Origin of the sequence: Lentzea jiangxiensis, assembly GCF_900104175.1 — a bacterium.
Taxonomy (GTDB): Bacteria; Actinomycetota; Actinomycetes; order Mycobacteriales; family Pseudonocardiaceae; genus Lentzea; species Lentzea jiangxiensis.
Window position 1 is genome coordinate 952,637 of sequence record NZ_FNIX01000001.1, and the last position, 22,403, is coordinate 975,039.

The window sequence follows — 22,403 nt, forward strand, 5'->3', positions numbered from 1 at the left end:
TGTCCCGTGCGGAAGAACGTGACGGGAGCCGTGCTCCAGCTCGCCCTGCTGGTGGTCGGCATCCCGGTCGTGTACCTGGTGGCGTTCCCGTTCGGGCTCTCCGCGAAGTCGCTCCTGCCTCCTCTGGGCCTGCTGGCGGGCCTCGTCGTAGCGGGGATCGTGGTCAAGAAGACGGAGCAGCCCGTCAGCGGACCGCTGACGGGCTGGCTCGTGTTCGGCGCCTGCCTGGCGCTCGCCTTCGCTCTTTAACGGCTGGGGTCGCGCACCGCGCCCGTGGACGCGTCCGTCGCCATCCGCGCGTACGCCCGCAGCGCACCCGTGACCGGGCGGACCCGGTCCACCGGCTGCCACGGCCGTTCGGAGGCCTCCATCTTGGCGCGGCGCTCGGCCAGCACGTCGTCGTCCACCAGCAGTTCGAGACGACGCTCGTGCACGTCGATCAGGATCCGGTCGCCGTTCTGCACCAGGCCGATCGCGCCGCCGCCCGCCGCCTCCGGCGAGACGTGGCCGATCGACAGGCCCGACGAACCGCCGGAGAACCGGCCGTCCGTGATCAGCGCGCACTTCTTGCCGAGACCCGAGCCCTTGAGGAACGCCGTGGGGTGCAGCATCTCCTGCATGCCGGGGCCGCCGGACGGGCCCTCGTAGCGCACGACCAGGACCTCACCGGCCTGGATCTCCTTCTTCAGGATCACCGAGACGGCTTCCTCCTGGGACTCGACGACGCGCGCCGGGCCCTCGAAGTGCCACAGCTCCTCGTCGATGCCCGCGGCCTTGATGATCGCGCCGCGCTCGGCCAGGTTGCCGCGCAGCACGGCCAGGCCGCCGTCGCGCGTGTAGGCGTGCTCGAAGTCGCGGATGCAGCCGTTCGCGGCGTCGGTGTCCAAAGAGGACCAGCGGTTCGACGTCGAGAACGCCTGCGTCGTGCGCACACCACCGGGAGCCGCGTGGAAGAGCTCGACCGCCTCGGGCGACGGGTTCTCGGCGCGGATGTCCCACTTGCCGAGCCACTCCGCGAGCGTCGGCGTGTGCACCGACGTCACGTCGTCGTTGAGCAGTCCGGCGCGGTACAGCTCGCCCAGCAGCGCGGGGATCCCGCCCGCCCGGTGCACGTCCTCCATGTGGTAGTCGCTGTTCGGCGACACCTTGGACAGGCACGGCACGCGGCGGGACAGGTCGTCGATGTCCTGCAGCGTGAAGTCGATCTCGCCCTCCTGCGCGGCGGCGAGGATGTGCAGCACGGTGTTCGTCGAGCCGCCCATGGCCATGTCGAGCGCCATCGCGTTCTCGAACGCCTGGCGGTTCGCGATCGAGCGCGGCAGCGCCGACTCGTCGTCCTCGCCGTACCAGCGCTTGCACAGCTCCACGACCACCCGGCCGGCCTCGGAGAACAGCTCGCGGCGCGCGGCGTGCGTGGCGAGCGTCGAGCCGTTGCCCGGCAGCGAGAGACCCAGGGCCTCGGTGAGGCAGTTCATCGAGTTCGCGGTGAACATGCCGGAGCACGAGCCGCACGTCGGGCACGCGGAGCGCTCGACCTCGGAGAGCCCGTCCTCGCTCACGGCGGGGGAGGCGGACGCGGAGATCGCGGTGATCAGGTCGGTGGGTGCGATGGCGACGCCCTCGACGACGACGGCCTTGCCGGCCTCCATCGGGCCGCCGGACACGAACACGACGGGGATGTTGAGCCGCATCGCCGCGTTGAGCATGCCGGGGGTGATCTTGTCGCAGTTCGAGATGCAGACGATCGCGTCGGCCTGGTGCGCGTTCACCATGTACTCGACGGAGTCGGCGATGATCTCGCGGCTGGGCAGCGAGTACAGCATCCCGCTGTGGCCCATGGCGATGCCGTCGTCGACCGCGATGGTGTGGAACTCGCGCGGCACGCCACCCGCTTCTCGCACGGCCTCGGCCACGATGTCGCCGAGATCGCGCAGGTGCACGTGGCCCGGCACGAACTGCGTGTAGGAGTTGGCGATCGCGATGATGGGCTTGCCGAAGTCGCTGTCCGTCATGCCGGTGGCGCGCCAGAGGGCGCGGGCTCCGGCGGCGTTGCGACCGTGCGTGGTGGTGCGAGAGCGGAGCTGAGGCACTGCTCCTCCAGGTTCAGTTCAAGAAAAATGCGCGCGGGACGGCCGGGTGAGGCGTCGCCAAGTCTGGGAGCGGTGCCTCAAAGGCTACTCGTGCGCAGACTCGCCGAGACCAGCAGACAGGCCAGTGCGAGCGTGATCACGTGCACGGCGGTGCACCACAGGCAGATCTTGCCGATGATGAGGAACTCGGCCGCGACCAGGTAGACGACCATCAGCACGCCGGCGCCGACCGCCGCGAGCCGCACCCACCTCAGGGCTTCGACCCGCCACGCGAACGGGAGGCAGATCACCGTCAGGAAGGCGAAGAAGGCCAGTCCGAGGAACGCGACGGGGACGCCGAGCAGCGCGGACTGCTCGCTCGTGGTCACGGTCCCGCAGTCGACGACCGCGTCCGCCGAGCACAGCAGTGCGCTCGTGTCGAAGTGCGCGTACGTCAGATAAGCCGAGGTCAGCAGGCCTGCGATGGACAGCAGCAGGCTCAGCTGCGGAACCCGTTCGATCACTTGTCGGACTGTACGGACTTCCCGGGGGTTTCCTCGACGGCGTTCCCGCCGCTTTCGCCGTTCACGTCCCCGGTGACCTCGTCAGTCACCTCTTCGGGTTCTTCTTCCCCGACCGTCGGATCGGGAACGCGGCCACCGCTCACGACCGACAGCGCCGGCAGGTGCATGAACCGGACCCCGGGCAGCACGACCTCGGAGGCGTCCTGCCTGACCGCCCGCAGCCAGCCCTTCTGGACCAGGCGGATGGACTTCACCTCGGACCAGTCGAGCGTCGTCGTGCCGAACACACCGCGCGCGACGATCTTTTCCTCCGTGACCGTCGTGCGGTTGCGCAGCACCCAGTAGGCGTAGGCGAGCGGGAGGACGTAAAGCACCTGCAGCCCAGGAGCGACCCACGCCACAGGGGTGACGCAGATGGCGATCAGACCCGCTGCGAGCAGGGCCGTTGCCGGGATGCGAAAGACCAGCTTCTTCACCTGGTCGATTGTTCCACGTCCACGATCCGGGAATTCCGTCCCGCAGAGTTGACGCCCTCTTGCCAAAGGCGATAACGTCCCGGCCATGCAGCGCACGCTCGTTCTCGTACTTCTCAGGCGCGTCGACGCCTGAGCCGAACAGCCTGCGTCGACGCGCGACCCTCGCACGACCCGTCTCCGGGTTGTCGAGGGTTTTTTCGTGTCCGGACCCCGATACCCACGAGGCAATGATGACCAGCGCACCATCGCGACAGGCTCCCGAGCCCACGTCGCCACGTCCAGGTCCGCGGCCCAAACCGGCCCCGCCGACGGGCGCACCGATCCGTGTAACCGGTGCTCAGTCGCTCGTCCGCTCGCTCGAAGCGGTCGGCTGCGAAGTGGTCTTCGGCATTCCCGGCGGGACGATCCTCCCCGCGTACGACCCGCTGCTCGACTCCACGAAGGTCCGGCACATCCTCGTCCGCCACGAGCAGGGCGCGGGCCACGCGGCGACCGGGTACGCGCAGGCCACCGGCAGGGTCGGCGTCTGCATGGCGACCTCGGGACCGGGTGCGACGAACCTCGTCACCCCGCTCGCGGACGCGAACATGGACTCCGTGCCCGTCGTCGCGATCACCGGCCAGCAGTCGCGGCCGCTGATCGGCACGGACGCCTTCCAGGAGGCGGACATCTGCGGCATCACCATGCCGATCACCAAGCACAACGTCCTCGTGACCGACGCCGCGGAGATCCCGCGGGCGATCGCGGAGGCGTTCCACATCGCGGCGACCGGCCGACCCGGCCCCGTCCTCGTCGACATCCCGAAGGACGTGCTGCAGGAGCAGACCAGCTTCACGTGGCCGCCCGACATGCGCCTGCCCGGGTACCGGCCGACGACCCGGCCGCACGGCAAGCAGGTCCGCGAGGCCGCCAAGCTGGTCGTGGCCGCCCGCAAGCCGGTCCTGTACGTCGGCGGCGGCGTGATCAAGGCCGACGCCCACGCCGAGCTGCTGCGCCTGGCCGAGGACACCGGCATCCCGGTCGTCACGACGCTGATGGCGCGCGGCGCGTTCCCGGACTCGCACGACCAGCACCTGGGCATGCCCGGCATGCACGGCACCGTCGCGGCCGTCGCGGCGATGCAGAAGGCGGACCTGCTGATCGCGCTGGGTGCCCGCTTCGACGACCGCGTCACGGGCCAGCTCAGCTCGTTCGCCCCCGACGCGCAGGTCATCCACGCCGACATCGACCCGGCCGAGATCTCCAAGAACCGCCGCGCGGACGTCCCGATCGTGGGCGACTGCAAGGAGATCATCACCGAGCTGATCGACGCCGTGCGCACCGAGCGGGAGACGGCCAAGGCCGTCGACCTCACGCCGTGGTGGGACACGCTGAAGTCGCTGCGCGAGACGTTCCCGCTGGGCTACGACTGGCCCGAGGACGGCACGCTCTCGCCGCAGTACGTCATCGAGCGGATCGGTGCGCTGTCGCCGTCCGACACGATCTACACGGCGGGCGTCGGCCAGCACCAGATGTGGGCCGCGCAGTTCGTGAAGTACGAGCACCCCCGCACGTGGATCAACTCCGGCGGCCTCGGCACGATGGGCTTCGCCGTTCCCGCCGCGATGGGCATCAAGGCCGGTGAGCCGGGCCGCACGGTGTGGGCCATCGACGGCGACGGCTGCTTCCAGATGACCAACCAGGAGCTCGCCACCTGCGCCATCGAGGGCCTGCCGGTGAAGATCGCCGTGATCAACAACGGCAACCTGGGCATGGTCCGCCAGTGGCAGACGCTGTTCTACGGCGAGCGGTACTCCAACACGGATCTGGGGACGCACAAGCACCGCATCCCAGACTTCAAGCTCCTGGCGGAAGCCCTCGGCTGCGTGGGCCTGCGTGCGGAGTCGCGCGAGGAGGTGGACGAGGTGGTCCAGAAGGCGCTGGAGATCAACGACCGCCCCGTCGTGGTCGACTTCGTCGTCGGCAAGGACGCGCAGGTGTGGCCGATGGTCGCGGCCGGCACCGGCAACTCCGAGATCATGGCCGCCCGCGGCATCCGCCCCCTGTTCGATGAGGACCTGTGATGACCAGGCACACGCTGAGCGTTTTGGTCGAGGACAAGCCCGGTGTGCTCGCACGCGTCGCCGGCCTGTTCTCCCGCCGCGGCTTCAACATCGAGTCGCTCGCGGTCGGCCGCACGGAGTACCCCGACATCTCGCGCATGACGATCGTGGTGTCGGTCGACGAGCTGCCCCTGGAGCAGGTCACCAAGCAGCTCAACAAGCTCATCAACGTCATCAAGATCGTCGAGCTGGAGCCCACCGCTTCCGTTCAGCGGCAACTGGTGTTGATTAAGGTTCGTGCGGACGCGACGGTGCGGTCGCAGGTCCTCGAAACCGTTCAGCTCTTCCGCGCGAAGGTCGTCGACGTGTCGCCCGAGGCCGTCACGATCGAGGCGACGGGCACCTCCGAGAAGCTCGACGCGCTGCTGCGCATGCTGGAGCCCTACGGGCTTCGGGAGATCGTCCAGTCCGGCATGGTCGCCATCGGCCGTGGCGCTCGTTCCATCACCGCCACCGCGGTTCGCTAGAAACCCAGAGAGAAGGAAACACTGTGAGCGTCGAGATCTTCTACGACGACGATGCCGACCTGAGCATCATCCAGGGCCGCAAGGTGGCCGTGATCGGCTACGGCAGCCAGGGCCACGCCCACGCGCTGTCCCTGCGCGACTCGGGCGTCGAGGTCCGCATCGGTCTGCAGGAGGGCTCCAAGTCCCGCGCCAAGGCCGAGGAAGAGGGCCTGGAGGTCGGCACGCCGTCCGAGGTCTCCGCCTGGGCGGACGTCATCATGATCCTGGCGCCCGACACCGCGCAGCGCCACATCTACGCCAACGAGATCGCCGCGAACCTCAAGGAGGGCGACGCGATCTTCTTCGGCCACGGCTTCAACATCCGCTACGGCCTCATCACCGCGCCGTCCGGCGTCGACGTCGCCATGGTCGCCCCGAAGGGCCCGGGCCACCTGGTCCGCCGCCAGTTCGTCGACGGCAAGGGCGTCCCGGCGCTCATCGCGGTCGAGCAGGACGCCTCCGGCAACGCGCAGGCCCTCGCCCTGTCCTACGCCAAGGGCATCGGCGGCACCCGCGCCGGCGTCATCAAGACGACGTTCAAGGAAGAGACCGAGACCGACCTCTTCGGCGAGCAGGCCGTCCTCTGCGGTGGCGCCTCCGCGCTCGTCCAGGCGGGCTTCGAGGTCCTCACCGAGGCGGGCTACGCCCCCGAGGTCGCGTACTTCGAGTGCCTGCACGAGCTCAAGCTGATCGTCGACCTCATGTACGAGGGCGGCATCGCCCGCATGCGCTACTCGATCTCCGACACCGCGGAGTTCGGCGACCTCACCCGCGGCCCGCGCGTCATCACCCCTGCCGTGAAGGAGGAGATGAAGAAGATCCTGGGCGAGATCCAGGACGGCACCTTCGCGAACGAGTGGGTGGCCGAGGACGACAACGGCCGCGCGAACTACAAGAAGCTCCAGCAGGAGGGTGAGAACCACCCGATCGAGGCAACGGGCAAGAAGCTCCGCGACATGATGTCGTGGGTCGACCGCCCGATCACCGAGACCGCCTGAGTTCTCGACCAGGTCTTTTCCCCAGGGAGGCCCGTGGAGCGCGTGTGACGCCCCGCGGGCCTTTCCGCTTTTCGGCTGGTCCCATCCGCTAGCTTCTTCGGCATGACCGACAGCGCGCCGATCTACGACGACAAGGCCCACGTGCGCGGCAAGCTGGACCTGCGCAACGCGCAGTGGAAGCGCCCGCCGGAGCCCGAACCGGAAGACGGCCACGTCGAGATCGCCTTCATCGAGCACACCGACGGCGCCACGTACGTCGCCATGCGCAACTCCAAGCAGCTCGAACCCGTGCTCACCTTCACGATGGCCGAGTGGGACGCCTTCGTGCTGGGCGCGAGGGACGGCGAGTTCGACGAGCCCTGGTAGCCGCGCGGCACGCGAGGCGACAGTTCAGGCGAGGTGACCGGGTGCGGGGCGGGTGACCCCGCGCCGGAACAGGAACCGGCCTGCGGCGCTCGACCCCGAGCGCTCTACCGAGCCCCCACCGGTTCCCAACCCGTGGGCGTCACGCTCGACCTCGAACCCCACGTGAACCCGCCACCACTCCCATACTCCAAGACGCAGACAGTGACCTGAGCCACCCGCCGGAAGGCGCGAGCGAGCCCGGTGTCTATGCTCGTTAACAGTCCGGACACATTGCGGTGCCCGGTCGGCGCGGGCCAGCCGCCCCCGACCACGCCCGCGCCCCACGATCCGACCCTTCCTGGGAGCGATGTCCGTGAGCAACACGAGCCGACCCGTTGTCCTCATCGCCGAGAAGCTCGCGCCGTCCGTGCTCGACGCTCTCGGCGACGGCGTCGAAGTGCGCCACGTAGACGGCACCGACCGCCCGGCCCTCCTCGAGGCCGTCGCGGACGCCGACGCCCTGCTGGTCCGCTCCGCCACCCAGGTCAACGCCGAGGTCTTCGCGGCCACCCGCAAGCTCAAGGTCGTTGCCCGCGCTGGTGTCGGTCTCGACAACGTCGAGGTCCCGGCGGCCACGCAGAACGGCGTGATGGTCGTCAACGCGCCGACGTCGAACATCGTCAGCGCCGCCGAGCACGCCGTCGCGCTCCTCCTCAGCGTCGCGCGCCAGATCCCGGCCGCGCACGAGACGCTGCAGAACCACGAGTGGAAGCGCTCCAAGTTCAACGGCGTCGAGATCAACGGCAAGACGGTCGGCGTGGTCGGCCTCGGCAAGATCGGCCAGCTGTTCGCGCAGCGCATCGCCGCGTTCGGCGTCGAGCTCATCGCCTACGACCCGTACGTCTCGGCCGCGCGCGCCGCCCAGCTCGGCATCGAGCTCGTGAGCCTCGAGGAGCTGTTGGAGCGCGCCGACGCGATCAGCATCCACCTGCCGAAGACGCCGGAGACCAAGGGTCTCATCGGCGCCGAGCAGCTGGCCAAGGCCAAGCGCGGCGTCATCATCGTCAACGCCGCCCGCGGTGGCCTCATCGACGAGGAGGCCCTCGCCGAGGCGGTCAAGGAGGGCCAGGTCGGCGGCGCCGGCATCGACGTGTTCTCCACCGAGCCCACGACCGAGAGCCCGCTGTTCAACGTGCCGGGCATCGTCGTCACGCCGCACCTCGGCGCGTCCACGGCCGAGGCGCAGGACCGCGCGGGCACCGACGTCGCGAAGAGCGTCATCCTCGCGCTCGCCGGCGAGTTCGTGCCGGACGCCGTGAACGTCCAGGGCGGCGCTGTCGGCGAGGAGGTCCGCCCGTACCTGCCGCTGGTGCAGAAGCTCGGCACCGTCCTCAGCGCACTCTCGCCCAAGGCCCCGACCAGCGTCACCGTCGAGGTCCGCGGCGAACTGTCCAATGAGGACGTCGAGATCCTGCCGCTGGCCGCTCTGCGCGGTGTGTTCTCCAAGGTCGTCGAGTCGCAGGTGACGTTCGTGAACGCGCCGAGCCTCGCCGCGGACCTCGGCGTGACGGTCGAGCTCACCAAGGAGACCGAGAGCCCGAACCACCGCAGCCTCGTCACGGTCAGGGCCGTGCAGGCGGACGGCACGACGAACAGCGTGTCCGGCACCGTCAGCGGCATCGCGCAGGTCGAGAAGCTGGTGAACATCAACGGCCGCAACTTCGACCTCAGGGCCGAAGGCACCGTGCTGCTGCTGGAGTACCCGGACCGTCCGGGCGTCATGGGCACGGTCGGCACGCTGCTCGGCGAGGCCGGCGTGAACATCGAGGCCGCGCAGATCAGCCAGACCGGCAGCGACGCCGTCATGGTGCTGCGCGTCGACCGCCCGGTCGACACGCAGGTCCTCGACCCGATCGGTGCCGCCGTCGGTGCGCGCACGGTCCGCTCTGTCGACTTCGGATAGTCACGACATACGGGAAGGGGACGGTCAAAGTCCCCTTCCCGTGTCTGTCGTTGTTCACAACGAACGCGTAACAGGCAACTATCCGTAGACCATATTCATACTTTCGGGGCAGTCGCAGAGACACGGTCAGCGATTAGCGTCCCCACGAGGTTGACCCGGTGCCGTAGAGGGCGCGGCACCGTTCGGGTCGAAGGCACACCTCGGTTGGGGCAACGTTGTGAAAAGACGATCGAGTCTGGTGGTGTTCTCCGCCATCACCACACTGCTGATCGCACCCGCCACGGCACAGGCTCAGGGCGAACCGCTCGCGCAGCCGGTCAAGGGTGCACAGGGGCTGGACGCGAAAGCGTTGCACCTCAAGGTTTCTCCCAGGCTGAACTCGTCCGGAGCGGTGACCGCGTTCGTCGCGCTCGACCGCAAGCCGGCCGTCGACGCGTTCGACGAGAAGAAGAGCCAGGGCAAGGAGGTCGCCAAGCAGGCGGCCAAGCAGGCGAAGAACGACGTGTCCGCCACCGCGGACCAGGTCGTCGGCCAGCTCAGGAGCGCGGACACCGGGACCAGGGAGCTGTACCGCACCTCCAACGGCGTCCCCGGCGTCGTCGTGAAGGCGGACGCGGCGAAGGTCCGTGAGCTCGCGCAGCGCCCGGACGTCCTCGCGGTCTACCCGGTCGTGCCGAAGAAGCGCCAGAACTCGAACGCCGTCCAGCTCACCAGGACGCTCGACGTCTGGCAGCAGTACGGCAAGCTCGGTGACGACATCCGGGTCGGCATCATCGACACCGGCGTCGACCACACCCACGCGAACTTCGGCGGCCCCGGCACGGTCGACGCGTTCCGCGCCGTCGACCCGCGCGTGAAGGACCCGAACTTCCCGACCGCGAAGGTCGTCGGCGGTTACGACTTCGTGGGCGAGGAGTACGACGGCGCCAGCGAGGACCCGGCGATCAACACGCCGAAGCCCGACCCGAACCCGATCGACTGCAACGGCCACGGCTCGCACGTCGCGGGCACCACGGCCGGCTTCGGCGAGAACGCCGACGGCAGCACGTTCTCCGGCGACTACACCAAGCTCGACGCCGAGAAGCTCAACGCGATGAAGATCGGCCCCGGCACCGCGCCGAAGGCCCTGATCTACGCGCTCAAGGTCTTCGGCTGCGACGGCTCGACCAACGTCACCTCGCAGGCGCTGGACTGGTCGCTCGACCCCGACGGCGACGGCGACTTCTCCGACCACCTCGACGTGGTGAACCTGTCGCTCGGCTCCGACTACGGCGCCCCGGACGACCCCGACAGCCTCTTCGTGAAGAAGCTCTACAAGGCCGGCGTCATGCCGGTCTTCTCCGCGGGCAACGGCGGCGACCTCTACGACATCGGCGGCTCGCCGGGCAACACGCCCGAGGCGCTGACGGTGGCGTCCGTGCGCGACTCGTACGTGCTGCGCGACGGCGCCGAGGTGCAGGGCCAGGGCCTCAAGCCCGGTCAGTACAGCCAGAACTTCACCGGCTACCTCGGCTACGACAAGACGCTGCCGGTCGTGAAGCTGACGCAGGCGGGCAACCTCGACGGCTGCCAGCCGATCACCGACGCCGTCGCCGGCAGGTTCGTCTGGCTGGAGTGGGACGACAACGACGCCACGCGCCGCTGCGGTTCCGGCGCCCGTGCCAACAACGTGCAGGCCGCCGGCGGCCAGGGCGTGCTGCTGTCCTCCGCCCTGGAGAACTTCGCCGCGGGCATCGCGGGCAACGCGGCCATCCCGATGTTCCAGTTCACCGGTTCGGCCACCGCGGCGGTCCGCCCGGCGCTGGACGCGGGCACGCTGACCGTCCGCCTCGCGGGCGAGCTGCGCACGTCGACCCCGACGTACGACCAGTCCATTTCGGACACCCCGAGCGCGTTCACCAGCCGCGGCACCCGCAGCGGCTCGATCAAGCCGGACGTCGCGGCGCCCGGTGACACGATCTCGTCGGCCGCCGTCGGTTCCGGCAACGACCGCTCGGTGATCTCCGGTACGTCGATGGCGTCCCCGCACGTCGCCGGCATCGCCGCCCTGGTCCGCCAGGCGCACCCGGACTGGACGCTCGAGGAGGTCAAGGCCTCGATCATGAACACCGCCGGTGCGGACGTGAAGGAGGACGGCAAGACCTTCGCGCCCAACCGGGTCGGCACGGGCCGTGTGGACGGCAAGTCCGCGATCGACAACCAGGTCCTCGCGTACGTGGAGGAGGACAACGGCTACGTCAGCGCGAACTTCGGCGTCGTCGAGGTCTCCAAGCCGGTGCAGAAGACCAAGACCATCAAGATCGTCAACAAGTCCACGAGGTCCGTGGAGTACAAGGTCGGCTACACCGCGGCCACGACGATCCCCGGCGTGAGCTACGTGCTTTCGCAGGACAAGGTGAAGCTGAGCCCGCGCGGCGTCGCCCGCGTCAAGGTGACGCTGAAGATCGACGACCCGAAGGCGCTGCGCAAGACCGTCGACCCGACGGTCGCCCTGACGCAGCTCGACGTGCCGCGCCAGTTCCTCGCGGACGCCTCCGGCCGCGTGACCCTCACGCCGACGGCCGGCGCCACGGTGCCGCTGCGGCTTTCCGTCTACTCGGCGCCGAAGCCCGTCGCGGACATCTCCACGGCCGACAGCCTCCGCTTCCGGGGCAAGGACGGGCAGGCGGTCCTCAACCTGACCGGCCGCGGTGTCGACCAGGGCACGGGCTCGCAGGCGTACCGCTCGCTCGTCAGCGTTCTCGAGCTGCAGGCCCAGTCGCCGAAGCTGCGCGACTGCCGCCGCAACGTCACCGAGAACTGCGCTCTCAACGAGACCGCCAAGGGCGGCGACCTCCGCTACGTCGGCGCGGCCTCCACGGCCCCGCTCGCCAAGGCGCAGGGCAAGCCCGAGGAGTCGCTGCTCGCCTTCGGTGTCGCGACGTGGGGCAACTGGTACAACCTCGGCACCAACACGGTTCCGTTCGTCGACATCGACACCAACGGCGACGGCACGGCGGACTTCGAGGTCTACGCGAGCCGCCTGACCGACACCGACCTCCTGGTCGCGACCACCGTCGACCTCGAGACGGGTGAGACGGTCGACATGCAGGGCGTCAACGGCCTGTTCGGCGACGTGGACGCGAACGTGTCCGACACCAACGTCGTGGTCCTGCCGGTGCTGCTGTCGGCACTGGGCATCGATGCGACGAAGGACACCTCGCGCCTCACGTACACCGTCGGCACGGCGGGCTACTACGCCGCGCCGGGCAACGCGAACAAGCTGGTGGACGTCATCGACCGCCCGCTGTCCTTCGACCCGCTCAAGCCGGGTCTGTGGGCGCAGGGCGGCGGCGACGCGGCGCTGGCGCACGTCGCCAAGCCGGGCACCGCTCTCGTGGTGAACAAGGACGACGCGGCTCTCAAGGCCGACAGGTCCGAGGGCCTGCTGGTCCTGCACCACCACAACGCCAACGGTGACCGCGCGTCGGTCGTCACGGTGAGGTCGAGCGGCCGGGGCGGCGCCTACTAGGCACCGCGGGCCACGGCCAGATCGGATGTTTCACGCGAGGCCCGGTTCTCCTCGGAGAGCCGGGCCTCGTGGTCTGTCACAGGGCGGAACTGCCGGTCGTCACCCCTTGACGCGACCCCCTTCCTGCGGTCGAGTGACACTCGAAAGCGGGGAATGGGCCGTGTGGGTGTCCCGCAGTACGGGAGATAACACCCCGAAGGGGTGTCCGGCATGCGGCGAGCGGCCGCAGTGGCGGTAGCCTTTCGCAGAGGAAAGTAGTCCCACCAATTGGGGACTGACACCTGGGAGGTGTGTGGATGCGGCTCGCAGTGATCCCAGGAGACGGGATCGGGCCCGAGGTCATCGCTGAGGCCCTGAAGGTCCTCGGTGAGGTCGTTCCGGCGGCCGAGATCACCCGTTACGACCTCGGCGCGGCGCGCTGGCACGCCACGGGAGAGTTGTTGCCCGAGTCGGTGCTCGGTGAGCTCCGCCAGCACGACGCGATCCTGCTCGGCGCGGTGGGCGACCCGTCGGTGCCGAGCGGAATCCTGGAGCGCGGTCTGCTGCTGCGGCTGCGCTTCGAGCTCGACCACCACGTGAACCTCCGCCCGGCTCGTCTCTACCCCGGTGTCCGCAGCCCGCTCGCGGACCCGCCGGAGATCGACATGGTGGTGGTGCGCGAGGGCACCGAGGGCCCGTACGCGGGCAACGGCGGCCTGCTCCGCAAGGACACGCCGCACGAGATCGCCACCGAGGTCTCGCTGAACACCTCGTTCGGCGTCGAGCGCGTGGTCAGGGACGCCTTCGCGCGTGCCTCGAACCGCCAGCGCCGGCACCTGACGCTGGTGCACAAGACGAACGTCCTCACGCACGCCGGCTCGCTGTGGTCGCGCGTCGTCGAGGAGGTCTCGCTGCAGCACCCGGACGTCACCGTGGCCTACCAGCACGTGGACGCGGCGACCATCCACATGGTCACCGACCCGGGCCGCTACGACGTGATCGTGACGGACAACCTGTTCGGCGACATCCTGACCGACCTCGCCGCCGCCGTCACGGGCGGAATCGGCCTGGCCGCGTCGGGAAACATGGACGTGACCCGTCGCAACCCCTCGATGTTCGAGCCGGTGCACGGTTCCGCGCCGGACATCGCGGGCCAGGGCATCGCCGACCCGACCGCCGCCGTGCTGTCGGTCGCGCTGCTGCTCGACCACCTCGGCGAGCACGAGTCGGCCCGCCGGATCGAGGCCTCCGTGGCGTTCGACCTGGCGACCCGCGACCACCAGTCGCCGGGCGCGACCTACGGGATCGGTGACAGGCTCGCGGCTCTCGTGTCGTCGAACGTGCGCACGGGCTGAGTCCCTCCGCCAGACGTCGTGAAGCCCCGGCCGGGATCTCCCCGGCCGGGGCTTCGGCGTTCCTCCGCACCCGTCAGAGCTGGCCGTTGGCCTCACGCCACGCGCGCTCCTTCCTGATCCACTCGTTGTCCTGGGGGAACTCGTCGATCGTCGGCACCCTGCGGATCTCGGTCTTGAACCCGGGCCCGGTCATCGGGGCGCGCTTGGCCCATTCGACCGCCTCCTCCCGTGATGAGACGTTGAGGAGGTAGAAGCCGTTGAACAGCTCCTTGGTCTCGCCGTACGGCCCGTCGGTGACGATCGGGGGCTCGGAGGAGAAGTCGACGACGACGCCCTCGGTCGCGTCGGCGAGACCCTCGGCGGCGAGCAGGACACCGGCGCGGATCAGTTCCTCGTTGTACTCGCCAACCTCCCGCAGCACCTCGTCGAAGTCGAGCTCGCCCAGGTTCGCGTAGCCCTCGTCGGTGGCCCGCATGATCAGCATGTACTTCACGGTGGATCTCCCTGCTCGTGTTCCCGTCCCCCTGCGCCCCGAGGTCGAACGGGACCCCCGCCGGATCGACATCACACCCGCGAGATTTTCGAAGTTCCTTTTTGCGCAGGTAGGGTCACCGAAGTCGTGCGTGGGGGAAGACCGGTCGAAATCCGGCGCTGACCCGCAACGGTAGGTCCCCGGACGGCCGGGGACGAGCCCGAACACCCGTGCACGGTCGACCGGGGAACCAACTCCTGCCGTGGACTGCGGGAAGGGCATCAGTGATCTCCAAGATCAGCGCGCTCGTCGGCGTGCTCGTCGTCAGCGTCGTCGCGGGCGTGGCGCTCGGACCCGTGTCCGTGCCGTTCGGCGTGACGCTCGACCTGCTGCGGGCGGCGCTGACCGGTGGCACGGTCCCCGCGGACCTCGCCGGGCAGTACCACATCGTCTGGGACATCCGGCTGCCGCGCGTCCTGCTCGCCGCCGTCGTCGGGGCGGGGCTCAGCGCGGTCGGTGTCGCGATCCAGGCGATGGTCCGCAACGCCCTGGCCGACCCGTACGTCCTCGGCATCTCCTCGGGCGCGAGCGTGGGCGCGACGGCCGTGGCGACGCTCGGCGTGCTGTCCGGTCTCGGCATCTACGCGCTGTCGGTCGGGGCGTTCCTGACCGGGCTCGGCGCCACCGCCCTCGTCTACATCACCGCGCGCACCAGCCGGGGGCTCACCCCGCTGCGGCTCGTGCTGACCGGGACCGCGCTCGCGTACGGGTTCTCCGCCGTGGCGATGCTGCTGGTGTTCCAGGCGCCGCACGGCGAGGCGGCGCGCGCGGCCATGTTCTGGCTGCTCGGCAGCCTCGGCGGCGCCAACTGGCAGTCGTTGCCGGTCGCCACGGCCGTGACGCTGGCCGGCATCGTCTACCTGGCGGCGAAGGCGCGTCCGCTCAACGCGATGGCGATGGGGGACGAGACCGCGACCACGCTCGGGCTGCGGGTGACGCGGTTCCGCACGCACCTGTTCATCGTCACCGCGGCGATGACGGGGGTGCTGGTGGCGGTCAGCGGCGCCGTCGGGTTCGTCGGCCTGATGCTGCCGCACCTCACGCGCATGGTCGTCGGCGCGGACCACCGCAAGGTGCTGGCGCTGGCACCGCTCGCGGGGGCCTCGTTCCTCGTGTGGGTCGACGTGGCCGCGCGCATGCTCGCGGCGCCGGAAGAACTGCCTCTCGGCGTCATCACGGCCGCGCTCGGCGTGCCGTGCTTCATCTTCCTGATGCGGCGCCGGTCCTACGTCTTCGGAGGCCGCTGATGCGCGTCGAGCTGCGCGACGTCACCGTCCGGAACATCATCTCCGGCATCACCCTGGACGCCTGCGACGAGGTCGTCGGCATCGTCGGCCCGAACGGCAGCGGCAAGTCGACGACGTTGCGCTGCGTCTACCGCGCCCTGGAACCGGACGCCGGCGTGGTGCTGCTCGACGGCGCGGACGTCCACAAGCGACACGGCGTGGCCCGCTCGTTGTCCGCCCTGACGCAGGAGTCGCAGGTCGAGTTCGACTTCACGGTCGCCGAGGTCGTGGAGATGGGCAGGCTGCCGCACGACCGCGACCCCGCCCGGGACGCGCGCGTGGTGGCGCGGGCACTGGACGCGGCGGACGTCACGCACCTGGCGGCGCGCAGCTTCCTCAGCCTCTCCGGCGGCGAACGCCAGCGCGTGCTCATCGCCCGCGCCATCGCCCAGGAACCGCGCGTGCTCGTGCTGGACGAGCCGACCAACCACCTCGACATCCGGCACCAGCTCGACGTGCTGGCGCTGACCCGCGGCCTCGGCGTGACGGTACTGACCGTGCTGCACGACCTGAACCTCGCCGCGTCCTACTGCGACCGCCTGTACGTCCTCGACGAGGGCCGCGTCGTCGCCTCCGGCACGCCCCGCGAGGTGCTGGTGCCCGAGCTCGTCGCCGAGGTCTTCCACGTCACCGCACACGTGGTCGCCCATCCCACAACGGGAGTTCCACAGCTCCTGTTCGACCAGGAGGTCACCCCATGAGAGCCGTTCTCTGCGCCGCCCTGCTCCTGCTCTCCGGCTGCGGCGCGACGGTGGCCCAGGAGCCTTCGGCCTCCACTCCGGTGACCGTCACGAACTGCGGCCAGCAGGTCACCTTCGACCGCGTTCCGTCCAAAGTGGTCACGAACGACACGGGCATCACCGAGATGATGTTCGCGCTGGGCCTCGAGGACCGCATGGCGGGCTACGTCGTCAACGGCATCGACACCGTCGACATCCGCACGTCGCCGTGGAAGGCGGACTTCGAGAGCGGGAAGCACCTGTCCGACAAGATCTCCAAGGAGGTCGTCCAGGGCGTGAACGCCGACTTCGTCTTCGCCGGCTGGAACTACGGCTTCAGCGAGAGCACCGGCTTCACCCCGGACTCCTTGAGGGAGCTGGGCATCGCGACCTACCAGCTCACCGAGGCGTGCCGCAACGGCGTGGGCAAGCAGCGCGGCATCATGCCCGCCCTCGACGCGCTGTACACGGACCTGCGCAACCTCGGCAAGATCTTCCGCGTCGAGGCGAAGGCCGAGGAGCTGGTCAAGGGCTACCAGGAGCAGATCGCCCGCGCCGGCCGGTTGATGGAGGGCAAGCCCCGGCCGAAGGTGTTCCTGTACGACAGCGGGCAGGACCAGCCGTTCACGTCCGGGAGGAACGCGGCGCCGCAGGACGTGATCTCGAAGGCCGGCGGGGAGAACGTCTTCGGCGATCTCAACGACAGCTGGACCACCGTGAACTGGGAGGCCGTGGTGCAGCGCAACCCCGACGTGGTGCTGATCGTGGACTACGCCGACGGGGAGGCCAACACGCCCGAGCAGAAGCAGGCGTTCCTGGAGGGGTTCGCTCCGCTGGCCAACTCGCCCGCGGTGAAGGGGAAGCGGTTCTTCTCGCTGCCTTACGCGGCGTTGGTGGAGTCGCCGCGGAACCCGGCTTCCGTCGAGGCGTTCGCGAAGTTCCTCGCCGGGGTCTGATCCGGGGTCGGCTTGCGCGCCGCGCCAGGGCGGCTGGGCGGCTGGGCGCGGTGCGTGCCGAGCCGCCCGCTCCGGTCGTCCACCCCGCTGCCGCCGCCCGGTTCATCCGTCCCGGCGCACTCCGGTGGCTGTCACCCGCGTGAACCCGTGACCAGATAGTGGGAGGTTTGCTCCCGTCACTTGGTACCCCGCGCCGGGCTGTGGCAGCATCCCGGACATGGCTCAGCACCTCGCCATCATTATCGACGAGCGCGTCGGGTAGTGCCGCCCCTGGCACCCGACGCGCAGACCTCTCGCATCCCGCGGGGGGTCTTTTTGTTTGCCCGGATGAGGAGATGACCCCCGATGGCCGGCCCGAACGACGACTTCCACGTCTACGACACGACGTTGCGCGACGGCGCACAACGTGAGGGCATTTCGTACTCCGTCACGGACAAGCTCGCTGTGGCGAGGTTGCTGGACGGGCTCGGCGTCGGGTTCATCGAGGGCGGCTGGCCCGGCGCGTTGCCGAAGGACACGGAGTTCTTCGCCCGTGCGGCGGGTGGGGACCTGGAGCTCAAGCACGCGAAGCTGGTGGCGTTCGGGGCGACGCGCAAGGCCGGGCTCAAGGTCGAGGAAGATCCGCAGGTGAAGGCCCTTCTCGATGCCCAGGCGCCGGTGGTCACGCTGGTGGCCAAGTCGGACCTGCGGCACATCGAGCGGGCGTTGCGGACGGACACCGGTGAGAACCTGAAGATGGTGCGCGACACCGTCCGGTTCCTGAAGGACCACGGCAGGCGCGTCTTCCTCGACGCCGAGCACTTCTTCGACGGGTACGCGTTCTCACCGGACACCGCCCTGCGCGTGCTGGAGTCCGCTGTGGAGGGTGGCGCGGACGTCGTCGTGCTGTGCGACACGAACGGCGGGCAGCTGCCGCTCGGGCTCGCCGAGACCGTCGCGGAGGTCGTCGCGAAGACCGGCTTCCGCGTCGGCATCCACTGCCAGGACGACACGTCCTGCGCTGTGGCGAACACCGTCGCGGCCGTGCAGGCGGGCGCGACGCACGTGCAGTGCACCGCCAACGGCTACGGCGAGCGAGCGGGTAACGCGGACCTGTTCGCCGTCGTGGGAAACCTCGTGACCAAGCTCGGCCTGGAGGTGCTCCCGACCGGGGCGCTGGCCGAGCTCACCCGTGTCTCCCATGCGTTGGCCGAGATCGCGAACATCGCACCCGACACCCACCAGGCCTACGTCGGGTCGTCAGCATTCGCCCACAAGGCGGGTCTGCACGCGAGCGCGATCAAGGTGGATCCGGAGCTGTACAACCACATCGATCCGGACACCGTCGGCAACGACATGCGGGTGCTGGTCACCGAGATGGCCGGCCGGGCGAGCATCGAGCTCAAGGGACGTGAGTTCGGGCTCGACCTGGCCGGCCGGTCAGCCGAGGTCGGCAGCGCGCTGCAGCGCGTGAAGGAGCTGGAGGCGAAGGGCTGGTCGTTCGAGGCCGCCGACGCCTCCATGGAGCTGCTGCTGCGGTCCGAGCTGTCCCAGCTGGACACCCCGCCGTTCGCGCTCGAGTCGTACCGGGTGGTGCTCGACCACCGCTCCGACGGCGAGATCGTGTCCGAGGCCACGGTCAAGGTGCACGTGGCGGGGGAGCGGGTCATCGCCACCGCCGAGGGCAACGGGCCCGTGCACGCGCTGGACGCGGCGCTGCGCAAGGCGTTGCTGCCGCACCTGTCCTGGTTGGACGCCGTGGAACTGGCCGACTACAAGGTGCGCATCCTCACGGAGCACCCCGGCACCGACGCCGTGACGCGGGTCCTGGTGGAGTCCACCGACGGCGAGCGCGAGTGGACGACGGTCGGCGTGCACGGCAACATCGTCGAGGCGAGCTGGCTCGCCCTGTGCGACGCCCTCGTCCACAAGGCGATGCGGTCCGGCTGACCTCGTAAACTGGCGCCGTGCGTATCGCCAGGATTGCCCATCCGCAAGGCGTGGCCTTCGTCGAGGTTCAAGGCGACGAGGCCGCGGAAATCGCCGAACACCCCTTCGGCACTCCCACGTTCACCGGCCGCAAGTGGCCGTTGGCGGACGTGCGGCTGCTCGCCCCCATCCTGCCGACGAAGATCATCGGTGTGGGCCGGAACTACGCGGACCACGCCAAGGAACTCGGCAACGAGGTCCCCGAGGAGCCGCTGCTGTTCTTCAAGCCCAACACGTCGGTCATCGGCCCGAACGTCGAGATCAAGCTCCCGGCGGTGTCCGAGCGCGTCGACTTCGAGGGCGAGGTCGCGGTCATCATCGGCCAGCCGTGCCGCGACGTGCCGCGGTCCAGGGCGGCCGGCGTGATCATGGGCTACACGATCGCCAACGACGTCACCGCGCGCGACCTGCAGAAGAAGGACGTGCAGTTCACGCGCGCCAAGGGGTTCGACACGTTTTGCCCGTTGGGTCCCTTCATCGAGACCGAGTTCGACCCGTCGGACGTCCGCCTCGTCACCGAGCTCGACGGCGAAGTCAAACAAGACGGACGTACTTCCTTGATGGTGCACGACATTCCATCCCTCGTGGAGTACGTGTCGGGCATCATGACGTTGCTGCCGGGCGACCTGATCCTGACCGGTACGCCGGCCGGGGTCGGCCCGATGACCGCCGGACAGACGGTCTCGGTGACGGTGGACGGCCTCGGCACGCTCACCAATCCGGTCGCAAATAGGTAGCCGTACGGAGCAATCCGGCGTCCGGCGGCTTACGCACCCGGGTACCCGCGAGTAACTTCCCGGTGTCATGACGGACCCGGCGTCCACCCGTGTGTTGCTGGTCGACGGTTCGCAGCTCATCACCGAGGGGCTGCGGATCTCGCTGCACCGCACGCACTGCTTCCGCGTTGTGGGGATCGCCCACACCGTGGCCGATGCTGCGCGCAGCCTGCGCGGCACACCGGTGGACCTCGTCGTCACGGACTTCGACGTGCCGGGCGCCGGACCGCTGCGCACCGTGCGCGACACGGCGCAGCACCGGCCGGGCGCCCGCGTCGTCGTCCTGTCCAATGCGGACAGTCCGAGCTGGGCCCGCGCGGCGCTGGACGCCGGCGCGGTGGCCTACCTGCTGAAGACCTCGCCCGTGGCCGAGCTGCTGCCGCTGATCGTGGCCGCGGTGCGGGGTGCTCCCGCCACCATCGACGCCAGGGTGGGCTCGCTCGCACGCCTGCCGGCGCGGATGCCCCCGCCCGCGTCGCTCGGCCGCCTGTCCGCGCGCGAGTTCGACGTCCTCGCCGAGATGGCGAAGGGGTTGGACAACGCGCGCATCGCCCAGCGGCTCTTCATCAGCAACGACACCGTGAAGACCCACGTGAAGGCGATCCTGCGCAAGCTCGGCGCACGCGATCGCGCCCACGCCGTGGCGATGGTGCTCAGCGAGTCCTCGGACTCGTTCGTCACGACCTGACCGTCACGACCTGACCGTCACGACCTGGTGATGACCTGCGGAGCACGGCGGGCGAACTCCGGCGCGTGCTCCGGGCGCGGGCCGATCGCGACCACGTAGGCGGGCACGGCCTGCAGGAACGGCAGCTTCTGGGCGATCCTGAGCGGCAGCGGCACGCCGGTGCGCGAGACCGTCTCGGTGCTGTTGAGCTTGCGTCCGAGGAACAACCGGTGGATCACCCGCTGCACGGTCTGGATCACCAGGGTCGGGAACAGCCTGCGCCCGCGCACCTTCGCGAGCGTCGCGCTCGTGACCCCGCCCTCCCGCAACGGCTTCGCGAGCAGGGTGGCCGCCGCCACGGCGTCCTGCACGGCGAGGTTGATGCCCACGCCGCCGACGGGCGACATCGCGTGCGCCGCGTCACCGATGCACAGCAGTCCGTCCACGTGCCAGCGCCGCAAGCGGTCCAGCTTCACGTCGAGCAGCTTGCAGTCGTCGATGCCGGTGATGTGGTCGACGCGGTCCGCGAGCCACGGGACGAGCGTGACGACGCGTTGCCGGAACTTCTCGACACCTTCGGCGCGCAGCGCCTCGTCGGTGCCCTTGCGGATCAGGAAAGCGCACTGGAAGTAGTCACCACGGGGAATCAGGACCATCGCGCTGCCGGCGCTGAACCGGCCGGCGCCGCCCTTGATGTCGTCGGTCTCCTTGCGCGGCAGGCGGAACCACCACACGTCCATCGGTGCGCCGAAGCTGTGGACGGGGAGTTCCGCGGCGGCGCGCAGGATCGAGCTCCTGCCGTCCGCCGCGACGACGAGGTCCGCCGCGATCTCACCCTCGTGCCCGTCAACGCGGTCCCGGTACTGCACGCCGGTGACCCTGTTGCCACTCTTGGTGATCGCGGTGACCTCGGTGTTCATCCGCAGCGAGAACGTCGGTTCGAGCCTGGCCGCGTCCGCGAGCAGGTCCAGGAAGTCCCACTGCGGCACCATCGCGATGCGCTTGTTCGGGCCGGGAAGCCGTGACAGGTCGGCGATCGTGGCCTTGGCGCCGCCGTCGAGCAGCGCCTCGAGCTTGTCGACGTCCTGGTGGGGCACCTGCTCGAACGCCGGACCGAGCCCCAGTTCGTCCATCAGCGTGAGCGTCGACGCGTGCACCGTGTCGCCGCGGAAGTCGCGCAGGAAGTCGCCGTGCTTCTCCAGCACAGTCACCTCGACACCTCCGCGCGCCAGCAGCAGCCCCAGCACCATCCCCGCGGGTCCGCCGCCGACGACGAGACAGGTCGTCCTCTCCATGTCGATCCCCTCTTTTCAACTGCTGTTGAATAAACTCAGCATGCTCCTGATCGCAAGGCGCGTCAAGCGGAGTTCGCGGTGGCGCGGACCTCGTTCGGGACCATCCATTGTGGACCGTCTGGGAAACCAGGCCTCGAAAAGGTTGCGGCTGCTGCGGAAGTTCGCTGTTCGGGCTAAGGTGCCGCACCCGCGGAATCGCAGGGCACTACAGCGGTGGTTGCGTTGCCGAACAACACTCGACCGGGCGATTGCTTTCAGCGCCTGGAGGAGTGCGACTGGTTCGTTCGGGGCCTCAAGGTCCGCTTGATCGTGCAAGGACCTGGAGGAATCACCTCGTTAGCCGAATCGGACGAGGCCCCCACGCACCTAACCTTCC

General features: G+C 69.5%; 19 protein-coding genes. 14 read left to right on the forward strand and 5 right to left on the reverse strand.

Annotated features, from left to right (window positions below):
- Positions 1 to 6 precede the first annotated feature (6 nt).
- The gene (locus BLQ91_RS04715) at positions 7 to 249 is read left to right on the forward strand and encodes a hypothetical protein (RefSeq protein ID WP_090095374.1); all 243 of its coding nucleotides are present in this window, start codon (positions 7 to 9) and stop codon (positions 247 to 249) included.
- Here BLQ91_RS04715 and ilvD read toward each other — a convergent pair.
- From ilvD to BLQ91_RS04730, 3 genes are all read right to left on the reverse strand, one after another.
- Positions 246 to 2,090, reverse strand: a complete 1,845-nt coding sequence (gene ilvD / locus BLQ91_RS04720; protein ID WP_090095375.1) for a dihydroxy-acid dehydratase — start codon at positions 2,088 to 2,090, stop codon at positions 246 to 248. The two genes, BLQ91_RS04715 and ilvD, sit on opposite strands and share 4 nt — an antisense overlap.
- 77 nt (positions 2,091 to 2,167) lie before the next feature.
- Positions 2,168 to 2,593: a vitamin K epoxide reductase family protein gene (locus BLQ91_RS04725; RefSeq protein ID WP_090095376.1), complete on the reverse strand. Its 426-nt coding sequence runs from the start codon at positions 2,591 to 2,593 to the stop codon at positions 2,168 to 2,170.
- Complete coding sequence (locus BLQ91_RS04730; RefSeq protein ID WP_176959567.1) at positions 2,590 to 3,069, reverse strand: PH domain-containing protein; 480 nt, start codon at positions 3,067 to 3,069, stop codon at positions 2,590 to 2,592. Before BLQ91_RS04730 ends, BLQ91_RS04725 begins: the two co-directional genes overlap by 4 nt.
- Before the next feature lie 230 nt (positions 3,070 to 3,299).
- Between BLQ91_RS04730 and BLQ91_RS04735 the strand changes: the two genes are divergently transcribed.
- The 7 genes from BLQ91_RS04735 (at position 3,300) to BLQ91_RS04765 (ending at position 13,828) form a co-directional block, all read left to right on the forward strand.
- Positions 3,300 to 5,132: an acetolactate synthase large subunit gene (locus BLQ91_RS04735; protein ID WP_425412409.1), complete on the forward strand. Its 1,833-nt coding sequence runs from the start codon at positions 3,300 to 3,302 to the stop codon at positions 5,130 to 5,132.
- Positions 5,132 to 5,638: an acetolactate synthase small subunit gene (gene ilvN / locus BLQ91_RS04740; protein ID WP_030467896.1), complete on the forward strand. Its 507-nt coding sequence runs from the start codon at positions 5,132 to 5,134 to the stop codon at positions 5,636 to 5,638. Before BLQ91_RS04735 ends, ilvN begins: the two co-directional genes overlap by 1 nt.
- Before the next feature lie 23 nt (positions 5,639 to 5,661).
- Entirely contained in the window at positions 5,662 to 6,675 is a 1,014-nt protein-coding gene (gene ilvC / locus BLQ91_RS04745) for a ketol-acid reductoisomerase (RefSeq protein ID WP_090095378.1), read from the forward strand.
- A gap of 102 nt (positions 6,676 to 6,777) precedes the next feature.
- Positions 6,778 to 7,041, forward strand: a complete 264-nt coding sequence (locus BLQ91_RS04750; protein ID WP_090095379.1) for a DUF397 domain-containing protein — start codon at positions 6,778 to 6,780, stop codon at positions 7,039 to 7,041.
- A 346-nt stretch (positions 7,042 to 7,387) separates the two neighbouring features.
- Complete coding sequence (gene serA, locus BLQ91_RS04755) at positions 7,388 to 8,983, forward strand: phosphoglycerate dehydrogenase (protein WP_425412410.1); 1,596 nt, start codon at positions 7,388 to 7,390, stop codon at positions 8,981 to 8,983.
- Positions 8,984 to 9,221: 238 nt separating this feature from the next.
- Positions 9,222 to 12,494 carry a S8 family peptidase gene (locus BLQ91_RS04760; protein ID WP_425412411.1) on the forward strand — a complete coding sequence of 1,091 codons (3,273 nt, stop codon included), beginning with the start codon at positions 9,222 to 9,224 and terminating at the stop codon, positions 12,492 to 12,494.
- A gap of 296 nt (positions 12,495 to 12,790) precedes the next feature.
- Complete coding sequence (locus tag BLQ91_RS04765; protein WP_090095992.1) at positions 12,791 to 13,828, forward strand: 3-isopropylmalate dehydrogenase; 1,038 nt, start codon at positions 12,791 to 12,793, stop codon at positions 13,826 to 13,828.
- A gap of 73 nt (positions 13,829 to 13,901) precedes the next feature.
- Here BLQ91_RS04765 and BLQ91_RS04770 read toward each other — a convergent pair whose 3' ends face one another.
- Positions 13,902 to 14,321: a YciI family protein gene (locus BLQ91_RS04770; RefSeq protein ID WP_090095381.1), complete on the reverse strand. Its 420-nt coding sequence runs from the start codon at positions 14,319 to 14,321 to the stop codon at positions 13,902 to 13,904.
- Positions 14,322 to 14,584: 263 nt separating this feature from the next.
- On the opposite strand from BLQ91_RS04770, the gene BLQ91_RS04775 reads away from it, so the two are divergent.
- The 6 genes from BLQ91_RS04775 to BLQ91_RS04800 all read left to right on the forward strand — a co-directional run bounded on the left by BLQ91_RS04775 (position 14,585) and on the right by BLQ91_RS04800 (position 20,753).
- Positions 14,585 to 15,607 (forward strand): FecCD family ABC transporter permease, encoded by a 1,023-nt coding sequence (locus BLQ91_RS04775; protein WP_245733112.1) that lies wholly within the window; start codon positions 14,585 to 14,587, stop codon positions 15,605 to 15,607.
- On the forward strand, positions 15,607 to 16,347 hold the full coding sequence (locus tag BLQ91_RS04780; RefSeq protein WP_090095382.1) for an ABC transporter ATP-binding protein: 741 nt from the start codon (positions 15,607 to 15,609) through the stop codon (positions 16,345 to 16,347). Before BLQ91_RS04775 ends, BLQ91_RS04780 begins: the two co-directional genes overlap by 1 nt.
- Positions 16,344 to 17,321: an ABC transporter substrate-binding protein gene (locus BLQ91_RS04785; RefSeq protein WP_090095383.1), complete on the forward strand. Its 978-nt coding sequence runs from the start codon at positions 16,344 to 16,346 to the stop codon at positions 17,319 to 17,321. Before BLQ91_RS04780 ends, BLQ91_RS04785 begins: the two co-directional genes overlap by 4 nt.
- A 345-nt stretch (positions 17,322 to 17,666) precedes the next feature.
- The gene (gene cimA, locus BLQ91_RS04790) at positions 17,667 to 19,250 is read left to right on the forward strand and encodes a citramalate synthase (protein ID WP_090095384.1); all 1,584 of its coding nucleotides are present in this window, start codon (positions 17,667 to 17,669) and stop codon (positions 19,248 to 19,250) included.
- A gap of 17 nt (positions 19,251 to 19,267) precedes the next feature.
- Positions 19,268 to 20,026 (forward strand): fumarylacetoacetate hydrolase family protein, encoded by a 759-nt coding sequence (locus BLQ91_RS04795; protein WP_090095385.1) that lies wholly within the window; start codon positions 19,268 to 19,270, stop codon positions 20,024 to 20,026.
- Positions 20,027 to 20,093: 67 nt separating this feature from the next.
- A complete protein-coding gene (locus BLQ91_RS04800; RefSeq protein WP_090095386.1) occupies positions 20,094 to 20,753 on the forward strand; it encodes a response regulator transcription factor in 660 nt (219 codons plus the stop codon).
- Between the two features lie 17 nt (positions 20,754 to 20,770).
- On the opposite strand, the gene BLQ91_RS04805 is transcribed toward BLQ91_RS04800, so the two are convergent.
- The gene (locus BLQ91_RS04805) at positions 20,771 to 22,027 is read right to left on the reverse strand and encodes an FAD-dependent oxidoreductase (RefSeq protein WP_090095387.1); all 1,257 of its coding nucleotides are present in this window, start codon (positions 22,025 to 22,027) and stop codon (positions 20,771 to 20,773) included.
- Between the last annotated feature and the right edge of the window lie 376 nt (positions 22,028 to 22,403).

Excerpts from the sequence above, each read along its gene's own strand:
- BLQ91_RS04735 (WP_425412409.1), top strand. The coding sequence starts at position 3,300 with ATGACCAGCGCACCATCGCGACAGGCTCCCGAGCCCACGTCGCCACGT.
- ilvN (WP_030467896.1), top strand. The coding sequence starts at position 5,132 with ATGACCAGGCACACGCTGAGCGTTTTGGTCGAGGACAAGCCCGGTGTG.
- BLQ91_RS04750 (WP_090095379.1), top strand. The coding sequence starts at position 6,778 with ATGACCGACAGCGCGCCGATCTACGACGACAAGGCCCACGTGCGCGGC.
- serA (WP_425412410.1), top strand. The coding sequence starts at position 7,388 with ATGTCCGTGAGCAACACGAGCCGACCCGTTGTCCTCATCGCCGAGAAG.
- BLQ91_RS04765 (WP_090095992.1), top strand. The coding sequence starts at position 12,791 with ATGCGGCTCGCAGTGATCCCAGGAGACGGGATCGGGCCCGAGGTCATC.
- BLQ91_RS04780 (WP_090095382.1), top strand. The coding sequence starts at position 15,607 with ATGCGCGTCGAGCTGCGCGACGTCACCGTCCGGAACATCATCTCCGGC.
- BLQ91_RS04785 (WP_090095383.1), top strand. The coding sequence starts at position 16,344 with ATGAGAGCCGTTCTCTGCGCCGCCCTGCTCCTGCTCTCCGGCTGCGGC.
- cimA (WP_090095384.1), top strand. The coding sequence starts at position 17,667 with ATGGCCGGCCCGAACGACGACTTCCACGTCTACGACACGACGTTGCGC.
- BLQ91_RS04800 (WP_090095386.1), top strand. The coding sequence starts at position 20,094 with ATGACGGACCCGGCGTCCACCCGTGTGTTGCTGGTCGACGGTTCGCAG.
- BLQ91_RS04805 (WP_090095387.1), bottom strand. The coding sequence starts at position 22,027 with ATGGAGAGGACGACCTGTCTCGTCGTCGGCGGCGGACCCGCGGGGATG.